The organism is Bacillus sp. NEAU-Y102 (assembly GCF_054788175.1).
Genome location: NZ_JBTWFK010000001.1, coordinates 255,514 through 269,444 on the forward strand (window position 1 = coordinate 255,514; position 13,931 = coordinate 269,444).

At 40.0% G+C, this 13,931-nt stretch carries 11 protein-coding genes, 2 pseudogenes and 1 riboswitch; of the genes and pseudogenes, 4 read left to right on the forward strand and 9 right to left on the reverse strand.

Features of this window, described 5'->3' with window-relative positions; genetic code table 11:
- The first annotated feature begins 3 nt into the window (after positions 1 to 3).
- Positions 4 to 146: riboswitch (cyclic di-AMP (ydaO/yuaA leader) on the forward strand.
- 97 nt (positions 147 to 243) lie between these two features.
- Positions 244 to 387, forward strand: coding sequence for a hypothetical protein (locus ACYFX0_RS01270; RefSeq protein WP_000945244.1), 144 nt, complete (start codon positions 244 to 246; stop codon positions 385 to 387).
- A gap of 213 nt (positions 388 to 600) precedes the next feature.
- Here ACYFX0_RS01270 and ACYFX0_RS01275 read toward each other — a convergent pair.
- The 4 genes and pseudogenes from ACYFX0_RS01275 to ACYFX0_RS01290 all read right to left on the reverse strand — a co-directional run bounded on the left by ACYFX0_RS01275 (position 601) and on the right by ACYFX0_RS01290 (position 7,095).
- Positions 601 to 3,102, reverse strand: a pseudogene (locus ACYFX0_RS01275) (BC_3345 family exosporium-associated protein).
- A 20-nt stretch (positions 3,103 to 3,122) separates the two neighbouring features.
- Entirely contained in the window at positions 3,123 to 5,612 is a 2,490-nt protein-coding gene (locus tag ACYFX0_RS01280; RefSeq protein WP_460269704.1) for a collagen-like protein, read from the reverse strand.
- Between the two features lie 146 nt (positions 5,613 to 5,758).
- Positions 5,759 to 6,514, reverse strand: a pseudogene (locus tag ACYFX0_RS01285) (class I SAM-dependent methyltransferase).
- A gap of 38 nt (positions 6,515 to 6,552) precedes the next feature.
- Positions 6,553 to 7,095 carry a CGNR zinc finger domain-containing protein gene (locus ACYFX0_RS01290; protein ID WP_106082304.1) on the reverse strand — a complete coding sequence of 181 codons (543 nt, stop codon included), beginning with the start codon at positions 7,093 to 7,095 and terminating at the stop codon, positions 6,553 to 6,555.
- Between the two features lie 112 nt (positions 7,096 to 7,207).
- Here ACYFX0_RS01290 and ACYFX0_RS01295 point away from each other — a divergent pair, with 112 nt between their 5' ends.
- Entirely contained in the window at positions 7,208 to 8,404 is a 1,197-nt protein-coding gene (locus ACYFX0_RS01295; RefSeq protein ID WP_106082305.1) for an MDR family MFS transporter, read from the forward strand.
- Between the two features lie 82 nt (positions 8,405 to 8,486).
- On the opposite strand, the gene ACYFX0_RS01300 is transcribed toward ACYFX0_RS01295, so the two are convergent.
- Positions 8,487 to 9,401 carry a tetratricopeptide repeat protein gene (locus tag ACYFX0_RS01300; protein WP_106082306.1) on the reverse strand — a complete coding sequence of 305 codons (915 nt, stop codon included), beginning with the start codon at positions 9,399 to 9,401 and terminating at the stop codon, positions 8,487 to 8,489.
- Positions 9,402 to 9,698: 297 nt separating this feature from the next.
- Here ACYFX0_RS01300 and ACYFX0_RS01305 point away from each other — a divergent pair, with 297 nt between their 5' ends.
- Positions 9,699 to 10,079: a hypothetical protein gene (locus ACYFX0_RS01305; protein ID WP_000810640.1), complete on the forward strand. Its 381-nt coding sequence runs from the start codon at positions 9,699 to 9,701 to the stop codon at positions 10,077 to 10,079.
- Positions 10,080 to 10,256: 177 nt separating this feature from the next.
- A complete protein-coding gene (locus ACYFX0_RS01310; RefSeq protein ID WP_016077440.1) occupies positions 10,257 to 10,550 on the forward strand; it encodes a DUF3923 family protein in 294 nt (97 codons plus the stop codon).
- A 67-nt stretch (positions 10,551 to 10,617) separates the two neighbouring features.
- On the opposite strand, the gene ACYFX0_RS01315 is transcribed toward ACYFX0_RS01310, so the two are convergent.
- The 4 genes from ACYFX0_RS01315 to ACYFX0_RS01330 form a co-directional block, all read right to left on the reverse strand.
- Complete coding sequence (locus ACYFX0_RS01315; RefSeq protein ID WP_000938443.1) at positions 10,618 to 11,166, reverse strand: DUF2179 domain-containing protein; 549 nt, start codon at positions 11,164 to 11,166, stop codon at positions 10,618 to 10,620.
- A 200-nt stretch (positions 11,167 to 11,366) separates the two neighbouring features.
- A complete protein-coding gene (locus tag ACYFX0_RS01320; RefSeq protein WP_000613871.1) occupies positions 11,367 to 11,786 on the reverse strand; it encodes an ATP synthase subunit I in 420 nt (139 codons plus the stop codon).
- Positions 11,787 to 11,838: 52 nt separating this feature from the next.
- Positions 11,839 to 13,167: a hemolysin family protein gene (locus tag ACYFX0_RS01325; RefSeq protein ID WP_000402255.1), complete on the reverse strand. Its 1,329-nt coding sequence runs from the start codon at positions 13,165 to 13,167 to the stop codon at positions 11,839 to 11,841.
- Positions 13,168 to 13,286: 119 nt separating this feature from the next.
- Positions 13,287 to 13,694, reverse strand: a complete 408-nt coding sequence (locus ACYFX0_RS01330) for a MerR family transcriptional regulator (RefSeq protein WP_000285639.1) — start codon at positions 13,692 to 13,694, stop codon at positions 13,287 to 13,289.
- Positions 13,695 to 13,931 lie beyond the last annotated feature (237 nt).

Genomic DNA, 13,931 nt, shown 5'->3' on the forward strand with positions numbered 1-13,931 from the left:
TTATAATACCTTTTGCTGAGTCCAAATTTTGGAGCGGGGGAACCAATTTTGTAGCTATGCTACTTGGGGCGAATCTTTTTTAAGTAGGGAAACTCTCACTTCCCGAGTCCGACAGCTAACCTCGTAAGCGTAATGGGAGAGGAAGGTGCTTTTTGCCTATGTTACACATTTTGCCTCCTTAATTATAAATATGGGATCGATATCAAATAGTCACCTATATTTATAGAAAAGGAGATATGTATTATGTTACGTTTATCTGATCACGCAATAAAAATGATGGAGCAAAGACTTCGACTCGAACAACATCGCACATATCAAGCAAATAAAATTGTAGATAACTTACATCACAAATACTTCTTTCAACATATTTTTCAGCCAAAAAGATAAAGCGAAACTTTAATCAGTGGGGGCATCCCCACTGATTATTAGTTAAACCAATCGGGCTTTTACGGTCCGTTGATCTATCACCTAACTTCTTTACTCTAGCTGAATTTTGTAGTGGGTGTCTTACTGCCCGTTAATGCAGGATAAAAAATTGTTCATTTAACATCAAAAACACAAGGTGTGTCTAAAAAGACATTCCTTGTGTTTTTATATTTCTTATAATATTCTCACTACATTTAAACTTGCCGTAATCGTACCTGCTATTGTAGTCACATGCCCAACACCGAGCGGGCCATTTTGTAATATAAACGTTGAATTTGCACTAGCTACATTTACAAGAAGCGTATTTGAAATAGATGGTTCCAATACTACAGTTGATGTCGTTACATTTTGTATAAAACTCCCTGTTACTTGTGTTCCATTTAATAGTAATCTTACAGATACTACTTCATTCCCACCAGTCGCGTCCCCTTGGAAATAGTAGCTTACTAAATATATTCCTGGCGTCGATACTGTGACAGTTGTAGCACTAGTTAAAGATACACCAGTTCCATATACAGTGGATCCCGAGTTAATTGGAATATTGGCACTTGCTGCAATTGTGCTTGTTGATGTAGAAAAGAAATAGCCACCACCTGTCGATATAGCAGATGATCCTGTTGCTCCAGTTAAGCCGGTTGGACCAGTGGCGCCGGTTGGGCCTGTTACTCCCGTTCCTCCTGTTGCTCCAGTTATTCCTTGTATGCCTTGTATTCCAGTCGGGCCAGTGGCACCAGTCACTCCCGTCTGGCCGGTTGCTCCCGTCGAACCTGTTATCCCTTGGGGACCTTGGATTCCTTGAAGACCTTGGGGACCCGTTTCTCCAGTCGGGCCGGTTGCTCCCGTTGGACCCGTTATCCCTTGGGGACCTTGGATTCCTTGAAGACCTTGGGGACCCGTTTCTCCAGTCGGGCCGGTTGCTCCCGTTGGACCCCTTTCTCCTTGTGATCCTTGAATTCCTTGAGGACCTTGGGGACCCGTTTCTCCAGTCGGACCGGTTGCTCCTGTTGGACCGGTTGGGCCCGCCTGGCCGGTTATTCCTTGTAGACCTTGAGGGCCGGTTGGACCGGTTGGGCCGATTGGACCTTGCACTCCTTGTATCCCCTGAATTCCTTGGGGACCAGTTGGACCAATTGGACCAATTGGACCTTGGATTCCCTGAATTCCTTGAGGACCCGTTGCCCCTGTCGGACCTGTTGGACCTTGGGGACCTTGCACTCCTTGTATTCCTTGAGGACCGGTTGGGCCTATACTTCCTTGCGGTCCCTGGATACCTTGTATTCCTTGAGGACCGGTTGGGCCTGTTATGCCACTCGGACCTTGTACGCCTTGCACTCCTTGTGGGCCAGTTGGGCCACTCGGACCTTGTACGCCTTGTAGACCTTGTAAACCAGTTGGACCTGTCGCTCCCCTTACTCCTTGCTCACCTTGTATACCTTGAACCCCTTGTGGGCCGGTTGGACCGATTGGACCCTGTGCCCCTTGCACTCCTTGGGGACCTGTCGGACCGGTTGGGCCGATTGAGCCTTGTAATCCTTGTAGACCTTGCGGACCTGTCGGGCCGGTTACTCCTTGTATCCCTTGTGGACCTTGAATGCCTTGGTCACCCGTTGGACCTGTTGCCCCCATCGGCCCCTGTACCCCTTGCAAACCTGTTAAACCGGTTGCTCCTGTTGGACCCTGTATTCCTTGCACTCCTTGGATTCCTGTTGCTCCTGTTGCTCCTGTCGCCCCTGTTGCCCCTGTTGCTCCAGTCGGACCGGTTAGACCCCCTGGTGATCCTGCTGGACCGGTTGGACCGGTTGGACCTGTTGCTCCTGTTGGACCCGTTGCAGAACCAGTCGGACCGGTTATCCCAGTTGATCCGGTTGCTCCAGTTGGACCTGGATCCCCTTATAAACCAGTTGCCCCTGTCGGACCGATTACACCTTGCACTCCTTGGATTCCTTGAGAACCGGTTGGACCTACCTGCCCCATTTCTCCCTGGGGACCTTGTAAACCTTGAACACCAGTTTCCCCTTGTGGCCCCATTGGCCCCTGTTCCCCTTGGATTCCTTGAGAACCTGTTGGGCCTGTTGGACCAATTAGACCCTGTATTCCTTGTATTCCTGTTATACCTTGTAAACCACTACTTCCTAAATTACCTTGAACACCTTGTATACCAGTATTTCCAGTCGGACCTGTTGGACCATTGTCCCCTTGCACTCCTTGTATACCTTGTATTCCTGTTGGACCTGTCGGACCGACTTCTCCTTGCATTCCTTGTATGCCTTGTATTCCTGTTGAACCTGTTGGACCGATTGGACCAGGAATTCCTTGTATCCCCTGAATACCAGTTGGACCTGTCGGACCTCTTTCGCCTTGAATTCCTTGAACACCTTGTATTCCCTGTGGGCCTTGTTCTCCCATAGGTCCTTGACTACCTTGAGAGCCTTGTGGTCCAGTTAAACCTGTTGGACCTGTTGGACCATTTTCTCCCTGTACCCCTTGCACCCCTTGTATTCCTGTCGGACCTGTTGGACCGATTGGACCTTGTACGCCTTGTATTCCCTGCGGTCCAGTTGGTCCACCTAAAGCACCTGTTGGACCGGTTGGTCCAGTGGGCCCCGTAATACCTGGCGGCGGAAAAGGAATAGGTGCTTGAAACTTACTACACTTATCTTGATTCTTCACAAGCATCTCCTCCCGTTTGTAACGCATCAAACTATTTGTAATATGTTTAAGCTAGCTGTTATTACTCCCGCTAATGTCGTTACATGCCCAATAGCTAATGGACCATTTTGTAATGACAAAGTGGAATTTGGAGAAGTAACTTCAATTACCATCGTATTTGAAATCGCTGGTTCTAATATAAAATTACCTTTTGTAACATAAAGAATAAAACTCCCTGCGACTTGCGTTCCGTTTAAAACAAGCCTTACCGAAATCGTTTCATTCCCCAAAATTGCATCCCCTTGAAAATAATAACTTATTAAATATATCCCTGGCGTACTTAACGTTATAGTTGTCGCATTTGTTAAACTAACTCCTGCTCCAAAAATTGTAGAACCAGAATTAATTGGTATTAGCGCATTCGCTGCAATTGTACTCGTTGCAGTGGAAAAGAAATAACCGCCCCCACTAGGTAAACCAGTCGCTCCAGTCGCTCCTGCTATCCCCGAGAAACCTATTGATCCTACATTACCAGTTGCGCCTGTTGGTCCAACCGCTCCGTTTTGCCCCTGACTACCTTGCGCTCCAACTGGGCCTATACTACCACTAGCACCTGTCACCCCACTTGCTCCAATTGGGCCTTGCAAACCTTGAATTCCTTGTATACCTTGTATTCCTTGCGGACCCGTTGCACCTATATCGCCTGTCATTCCTGTTATTCCTTGTATTCCCGTAATCCCTTGAACACCTTGCACACCTTGTGGTCCAGTTGACCCGGTTGCTCCAGTAGCTCCAGTTTCACCCGTTGCACCAGTAATTCCAATATTCCCTTGTGGGCCTTGGGGTCCTTGACTACCTTGTGCCCCTTGGACTCCTTGAGGGCCAGTTATACCGACCTCCCCTGTATTTCCTTGGGGACCTCTAATTCCTTGTGCTCCTGTTGGACCGATTATTCCTTGCACTCCTTGTATTCCTTGCACTCCTTGAACTCCTGTTGGACCCGTTATTCCTTGTAATCCTTGAGGACCTTGCAAACCAATAGCTCCAGTCGGACCGATTATTCCTTGCACTCCTTGAAGACCTTGTGCACCTTGTGCACCCGTCAATCCCGTAGTCCCTTGTATCCCTTGAACTCCTTGAGGACCTTGTGCTCCAGCTGCTCCTGTTTCCCCTTGAATTCCTTGTACTCCTTGTATACCTTGCGCTCCAGCTGGACCAGTTGCTCCTCGGATTCCTTGTTCACCTTGAACTCCTTCCGCTCCTGTAACACCAGCTGGACCGGCTATCCCTTGTACTCCCACCATTCCTTGTGCACCTGTTGGGCCTATTACACCTTGAATACCTTGAATACCTTTAGGGCCTTCTGCACCTGTCGGACCAGTTACTCCACGCGTACCTTGTATTCCTTGAGAACCTTCTGCACCCGTTGGACCCGTTATACCTGGGTTACCTTGAGGACCTTGTGCCCCTTGGACTCCAACTGCTCCAACTACACCTTGGGAACCTTGGACTCCCCTTACACCTTGAGGACCTGTTGGACCTGTTATACCTTGCACTCCTTGCGCTCCAATTGGTCCTATCCCTCCGCTTACACCTGTTGAACCAGTCGCACCCGTTGGACCTGTTGGACCTCCTGGCGGGCCGGGTGGACCTGATGGACCAGTCACTCCACTAGATGGACCAATTGGACCGGTTGTTCCCGTCGGACCACCCGGTGGTCCTTCTGAGCCTTGTGTACCAGTAGGACCAGTTGCTCCTGTTATCCCTCGTACTCCTTTTGCTCCTTGAAAACCTGTGGATCCACTTACTCCTTGTATTCCTTGAACTCCTTGTGGACCTTGAGGGCCTGTTACACCGGTTATTCCCTTTATTCCGCTTATACCTTGAGGACCTTGTATTCCAGTAGAACCAGTTGGTCCTACTACACCTTGTGCCCCTTGATCACCTTGGTGTCCTTGTTCTCCAGTAATTCCTTGTATTCCTTGAGCGCCGTCTTCTCCTTGTATACCAGTAGCCCCTTGCTCTCCTTGTATCCCTTGAACACCTTGAGGACCTTGGGAACCAGTTACCCCTCTCTCTCCTTGTATTCCTTGTGCCCCCGTTTGTCCTCGCTCACCTACTTCCCCTTGTATTCCTTGTATGCCCTGTATTCCTTGACTACCAGCAGGACCCGTAGCTCCCTGTGTTCCTTCTAATCCTTGTACCCCAATATCACCAATTGGACCTTGGTTTCCGATTAATCCTTGAGCACCTTGGAGGCCAGTTGGACCAGTTATACCTTGCTCTCCGGTATCACCAACAGCTCCTTGTATTCCCTGCGCTCCTGTTGTCCCTCGCGAACCTTGTATTCCCCTGATACCTTGAGGTCCTTGGGGACCAGTTGCTCCCGTCGGTCCAGTCGTCCCTGTTGGACCAACAGGACCTTCATGCCCTCCAGTTGGACCTACAGGGCCACTATTACCTGTTGGACCAGTTGCACCTATAAGCGGAAGAGGCAGTGCCACTCCGAATTTTTTGCAATTTTTATGATGACGCACAACAATCCCCCTTCCCTAAAATCATTACACCTTTTATATGAAATGCATTTTTTTAAAAAAAGTACACCTCTGACCTTATTTTTTAAAAATAAAGAAGCCTATCATTTCAACTATTTGAAACGATAGGCTTCTTTTTATAAAACAATTTATTTCCTCGCCTTAATAATAAAAGTAGTTGGTACCATCCTAGCTTTATATAAAGAATAATATTTCGTAGACGGCTCAGCTAGTCCTCCATCAAACGAGCTCGATGGTTCAGGCTCTTCTATTCTCTCAATTATAAAGCCTGCTCTATTTAACTCATTTATATATGTACTTATTTTTCTCTTATATAATATCGCTTGTACATTTTCTCCTTTAAATGTTTCAAACGTAATGGACGTTTCCTCATGATAAGAAGACTTTATAGCAACTTCTTCTGTACCATATTGTAAGTTTGAATATACTGGGTGCTCCCAACTAAAAATAAAACTTTCTCCTGGCTTTAAATAGGAATATATAAACTCTACTGTTTTTCCTAAATTTGAAGTCCAACCTAATGCATAAATGGAATATATAATATCAAAATACCCTTTCTGAATATCTCCTTCTTCTTCCATTGCTCCGCATATTAACTTTGGATTCCAACGCTTTTACGTTTTATTCGCTGTTTTAATTTGTTCACTTGAAAGATCAAGACCCCATACTTCCTCTGCCCTATGCTCTGCCATATATTGCAACGAATGTCCACTTCCACACCCAATATCAAGAACTTTTTTATTTCTAATTGAATCGAACAAATGAATCTCATCTTCAGACGCCGTATACGGACCATATTTCGGTAAACAATCCACTTGAAAGAAATATGGTGCAACTGTATCCCAACACTTTTTGTTTAAAGCTAACATTTGTGTGCCTTCCATATCATTCCCCCCATCCATTTTTCTTTCTCTAATATTACTTACATATCATAACCAGATCGCCCTTTTCTCTTCGCCCGGTAGTTTTTCACTTTTGCAATCGTCCCGCATGCTCTTCCTCCTTCTTCTCCAGCATACATACCGCACCATCTTTTACTTCCATTTCGCGAATGATCATAAAATACCCAGCGACAATCTGGACATGCTTTTAACCTTCCCCACACATTTTCTTGAATTGACATTAACACAATGCTTAGCACTTTTGTATACACATTCTCTTCATATACTGGTTCATATGTAATACCTTTCATATCTTCCTTTATATGTACATGAAATGGGTATTTCTCTAACCATTTTTGCAATGATCCTTCGCCTTCAATTGTCATCCGAATATCTTCTCGAAAACCTCTTAATTCCTCTATCGTATGAAATGGAAACTCTTCATCAAAATATTCTTTCATAAAGAGCTTTATATCTTCTTTTGTTTGCAGCAAATCAATTGGCTCTCTCGTATCGTTTGGTATTCTCCATGTATTTAAAAATTCCCGAATATATTCTAGTTCATTTGGAGCGTTTTGATTCAATTCGATCCACCTTCTTCTTAAAATTTACTTTTTTCTGACTTTATGTATAATTATAGTATAAAATAGTTAACCATCAAATAATTTTACTGGTTACATAATTAGGGGGATTTCTATGAAAAGTTTCTCAACACCGATACGTTTCATGCTTATTTCTTCATTTTTTATGTCTTTTGGGTATTTTGCAGTATACGCATTTTTAGCTATTTATCTATTAACCTTTCTTCATTTTTCTGCTGTCCAAGTAGGAACAGTGTTGACGGTTATGACAATTACATCACGAGTTATCCCATTATTCTCAGGGTTAATTGCTGACAAAATAGGCTATATCATTATGATGATAGCTGGTTTATTTTTGAGAGGAATCGGATTTATCGCTTTAGGAATATGCTCTGATTTCTATACAATTTCTATTTCTTCTGCACTTATTGGCTTCGGAACTGCATTTTACGAACCTGCCGCTCGCGCTATATTTGGCTCACAGCCAGCTCATTTGAGAAAAAATTTATTTACATATTTAAACCTTAGCTTTAATTGCGGTGCAATAATCGGACCAATTGCAGGAGGGTTCTTACTCTTACTCAATCCACTCTACGCTTTCTCTCTAACAGGATCTCTTATGCTGTTATTTGCTTTTATCTTTTACTTACTTAAAAATCACTTCCATGTCACTACTGAAAACACGTCTATTACATTAGGAATACAGGCCATCTTACAAAACAAGTCTTTCCTTCTGTTTTCCTTTATCATGATTTTCTTCTATATTATGTTTACTCAGCTTACTGTCGCACTTCCACTTCATATGAAAAACATTAGTAATAGCAATCAACTTGCTACACTCGTTATTACGATAAATGCGATAACAGGCGTCATATTTATGGTATTATTCCGAAAATTATTCCACAAATACAACACACTTTCGATTATTAAATACGGTGTTTTATTAATGAGTATTTCCTTTTTACTCATTCCTTTATTTCAACACCCATATTGGCTCTTTATTTGTGTAATTTTATTTACAATCGGTGAAACACTCGTATTACCTAACGCTGATATCGCTATTGCAAATTACAGTAATGAATCATATACAGCCACTTTCTTCGGATTTTATCAACTATCACTCGCATTTGGTTTTATCATCGGTAACTATACCGGGACATCGTTTACATCCAATTTAAACGGAATGTATACACCATGGCTTATTTTCGGCGGAATAGGAGTTATTGGTTTTATTTCACTCCATATTTTAAATATTAAAAAAGGGAGCTCTAAAGAGGATATATACCTATGTAATGAGACGAAACCTCTTTAACACATTACAATTGAGATGGTACCTTTAGACAAGCAACCTATAATAAAAAAATTCGACCATCATACTTGACAGTCGAATCTTTTTATTTTTCATATTCAAGATGATTATGTCTTTTACAACCAAATAAATAGCACCCCCCTAAATGATAAGTTTCAAATTCTAACCCTGGAACATATCCAGATTTGATACGTTCTATCATTGTTTTATAACAATTATTCTCTTCTGTATATTCCTCAATTAACTCTTTCTTATCTTTTTCTGTCCAGTTTTCTTCTACTTCTTCATTCTGAACATCTTCTATTTCTGATGTTTTCGCTTCGATAGATTCCTGTATAACTTCATTTATATGGGAGAAATTATTAGCTTTATATAGAGCATATACAAACCTACCAATCCAGTTAGGACTTTTCCAAACTTCTTTGTATCCCTTTTCGAACCATTCAATTGCTTCGTTATAGCAATTCAACTCAACATATAAATCTGCTACATGAATTTCTCCTAAAAAATTATCAGATTTCCTGTTAAAAGCATCTAACTTCTCTTTCGCTTCTGTCGTTCGCCCTAAATCAATTAAGCATTTTACATAGCTATACATTATATAGTCCGAATCCCCTGCAACTCGCAAAAAAAATTCCGAAGCTTTTTCTAACTCTCCAAGGTTATAATGCGCTACAGCTACATTGTGAAATGCTTCATCCGATGGTTGCATCGAAATAGATTTTTGCAATACTTCTTTCGCTTCTTCCCATTTTTCTTGTTTCGTGTAAATTTCCCCTAAGATGTTATAAGGAAAGTATGAAGAAGGATTCAACTTAACAACTTCTCTTATTAATTCAAGAGCTTTATCATCATTCTCTTCCTCATAAAAGTACATCCAAGCCAGATTATTGAGAGATTGTACGTCTCTAGATTCATGTACTGCTTGTTGAAACAGTTCCATTGCTTCCTCATATTTATTTTGTTCAAACATTTCAATTGCCTTCTCATTAATGTTCAAATAACTACCTCCGAAGTAAATGAATTCATCTATTCCCTATCATTATTGTAAAATGTAAAAATTATAATTTCTATAAAAAAATTTCTTTCTCTCGTCTACATTTCGATTGAAATAGAAGCTAAAACACACGAATTTACAACAATCAGTAAATTTTTTAATCTCCCTTAAATTGGATATACATCCTGTTTTAATTTACATATTATGGTACAATTAAAAGGGTACTAACTAAACATTTACGCTCCACACTAGTAATCTAGCAATACCAAAATCAAAATTCACATGGAATTGAGGGATGTTATGAAACAGAAATTAGCTGTTCTTCTATTCACCGGAATCATATTATCCGGATGTTCAGCTATTGCAGGAAATTCTTTAGAAACTGGAAACGGCAGTATGGAATTATTAACACCAACCATTACAACAAAAGATAATGAATTAGAAATTAAGACCGAGGGCATTGATGAAAATAAAGTGACCTTTATTTATGTTGCTAATAAAAAAGTATTGGAACAAAAAATTAATAATGGTGAATCCTACAAGCTTAACATTAAAGATATCGAACACGCTCATAGGACGGACTACAAGCCAAAAGTTCAACTTTTGCAAACAAAAGATGATGATAAAGATGGAGAAATGGTAACCTTTAAACAAGTTAGGTATACAGTTAAGAAAAACTAATTTTATAGTTATTTCATTATAAAGTGAAACTTTAATCGGTAGGGGTTTTGTGCATCATCCCCCACTAATTATTAACCCTCACCAATCGAGCTTTTACGGACTGCCCGGCAAATAGTGGGATCAATGTAACGAACGAAAATATACTTTTAACAGAGTGTAAATATAAGGAATTCTAACATGAAAAAACGATGGGTTTCTTGGTGGATTGGCAACATGTTTTGGATTATCATTTTTGGAATATGGGCCGCTATTATTTGGCTACGAGATGTTGATGGTGCTGGTGTTACTCAAACATCCGAAATTAAATCAATATCACTTATCGTTTTATTAATCGCGTTTATTATACCAGTATTTATTCAAGTTGTATGGCTAATCATTAATTTGAGGATGAATAGAAAAAATAATTATACGATTCAATTTTTCCAATTAACAGATAAATCCCTTCATAAAAAAGAGAGGAATCAAATTTGAAATAGATTCCTCTCTTTTACATATGGGGGTTATGCCGTGCTTTTAAAGCTGCACTACTCCCTTTTCTTTACGATGCATGTTCATCTTTCTTCTTCATTAACGCTCTCTTCTTCATCGCCTTCGTTAAATATCCGCCTTTAAATGAACGGATTTCATAAGAAGACATAAACGCTTTCGGTGCAATTTTATTAATGATTTCTAACAGTTCTTTCTCTCTAGAGCGCTTTGCAACGATATCTAAGCGATAACGTATAGAATTAATTCCTTCGCCTTCAAATACCGTAACACCAAATCCAGAGTGACGTAGTTCATCTACTAATTCATTACAACGGTCTAGTAAACTAACTTGATACGTAATATAACCAATTGCTAATTTATTCTCTATATAACCGCCTAATAAAAGTCCTGTACTAAAGCCAATGACATAGGCAACGATGTTCATCCAATTTGATAAATCTTGAAACACAATACCTAAACTGACAATGTAAATAGCTCCTTCTAACAATCCAACACCAGCAGCGGATCTTGTTTGATTCTTTACAAGCAAAATCGTACGGATTGTTAAAATTGGAACATAAATAATTTGAAGCACAAAAATAAGTAACGCTTGTAACATTGGTATCCACCTCTTTCAAAAAGTCTTTTGTCATAATAACATACATAACCTTTAGAAATCGATGGGTTTTTAAATTTTTTTACATTATTTTTCATACTATTGAAAAACGAAAAAAAGAAGCGTATTATATTTGTCGTAAAATTGATTCCTTTCATTAGCTCACTTAAACACAAAAAAGGAACCCCATTAGGCCCCTTTCATCATAGCTCTATGTTTTTCGAAGCATGTTCCCTTTGCTTCTCTTCCTCTTCCTCTTTCACTAACTGCATATTCGCATAAGCTAAATTTGCAATCATTAAAAAGTGACCACCTAAAATGCCTGTACCAAATGCCCACATTTCCATTTCATGCTCAATTTCATACATGATGATTGCTCCTAAAATGGCAGCTGCAAATCGGTTTAGAACTCCTAACCCAGGAGCCTTTTCCTTCATTACGATACTTTTTCCGAGTTTCTCCACCCTGCGAGCTAATAACCAAAGACAATAGGCGCTTACTGCTAATCCAATACCAAACCCTGTCACTTGTTTTCCAAACGGAGTAATCGTCCACATAAGTAGTAAACCACTAAAGATCACATACAATTGTAATCGATATACACGTAAGGCTTCTTGAATCAAAATATCCGCTCCTAAGTTCTCATTTTTTGTACTTTAGAAGAAAAGCAGCAACTTACACAGTTGCTGCTTTCTCTTCTTCTTGTTCTTGTTCCATCTTACGAATTTCAACACGTTTAATTTGGTAAGCGTCTTTTTCTAACACTTTAAATTCATAACCTTCCGCCTCAACGTGTTGTCCTTCTTCGATTTCATGATTTTGCATCATAATCCATCCACCGATTGTATCCACATCATCTTCTTCGATGTGTAATCCAAATAAATCTTTCACTTCTGAGATAAGCACTTTTCCATCAACAATGATATGTTGCTCGTTCACATGTTGAATTGGTGGTGCTTCATCTTCATCATATTCGTCACGAATTTCGCCGACGATTTCCTCCAAGATATCTTCAAGCGTTACAATTCCGGCTGTTCCTCCGTACTCATCATATAAAACAGCCATCGGAATTCGCTTTTTCTGCATTTGAAGTAATAAATCGTGAATTGGAGTCGTTTCCATCACTTCAATAATCGGACGCATATACGAGCGAATAGATGATAAATCTTTTTGATCCTCGGTCATATATCGAATAAAGAAATCTTTTACGTTGACCATACCGATAATATCATCTTTATCTTCTCCAAAAATCGGATAACGTGTGTATCGCTCATTTTGGATTACTTTCATGTGTTCTTCTACTGAATCTTCCAGGTAGAAACCAATGATTTCTGTTCGCGGTACCATAATCTCTTTCGCAATACGATTATCAAATTCAAAAATGTTATTTACATACTTGTATTCAGCTTGATTAATTTCGCCGCTTTCATAGCTATCTGAAAGGATAAGACGTAATTCTTCTTCTGTATGAGCTACTTCATGTTCTGAAGCTGGCTTTAAACCGAATAAACCAGTTATCACACGAGCTGAACCGTTCAATACCCAAATAAATGGATACATTACTTTATAGAACATCATTAATGGACCTGCCAATAATAACGTTACCCTTTCAGCCTTTTGAATTGCCATCGTTTTCGGAGCTAATTCCCCTACTACAACGTGTAAATACGTCATAATCATAAAAGCAAGACCAAATGTTAATACTGATGAAATAGACGGATTTAAGTTCCATTTCTCAAATAACGGGTGTAATAACTTTTCGATTGTCGGTTCACCTAACCAACCTAATCCCATAGCTGTAACTGTAATACCTAATTGACAAGCAGATAAATATTCATCTAAATTTGTTGTTACCTTTTTCGCTGCTAAAGCACCGCGTTTTCCTTCCGCAACAAGCTGATCGATACGGCTTGAACGTATCTTTACAATCGCAAACTCTGCTGCTACGAAAAATCCAGTAAATGCGATTAAAATCGCAACCATGACTAAATTAAATATTTCCAATGAATCCCCTTAGTTAAAAAACTAAGGTGTCCACCTCCTGTATACTATAATGTTTTCTTATTTGTTTGTTAGAAAACATAGCCCGATACAAAAATTAAAGAGGTCGGATTTCACTTATTCTATAATAATAGAGCAAGTGTCTGTATTAAAGCTGTCGTTTGACCTGATAAAGATTTCGATATTTTTTCACGTTGTGAATCAGTCAATTCATCTAAAAGCGGTTTTAACTCAGTAAGCTCCACTTCTAATCGGTGAATATGGTCTGTCACTTCATTCACTTGTTTCGAAACGTGTTCATTGATACCGAGCAGCTTCTTCTTCTCCTCGATTTTCTCTTTAATCTCACAAAGCGGCATATGCATTTCTTTGCACTTCTCAATAAATTGTAATGTCTCAAATGCTGTTTCGTCGTAATAGCGATAATTAGATTGAGATCGCTCCGCTTTTAAGATACCTAGATTCGTATAATAATCAATCGTTCGTTTCGACACGTGAGCCATGAGAGCCAACTGTCCGATTCGATACACCTTCCCAACGATCTTCCCCCCTTGTTTATATTACTTACATCATACAACACATAAACTGTACAGTCAAACGTGACGGTTTATTATTCACAATTTATACACAACTTCATATATTTTCTTAAACTTATAGAATATGATTCTACTTATATAATTAAATTATTAAATTTCATTAATTACGTGCTAGCCAAATATATTTATGAAATCACCTGTTCTTTTCAATTTTTCTTATTTTAGAACATA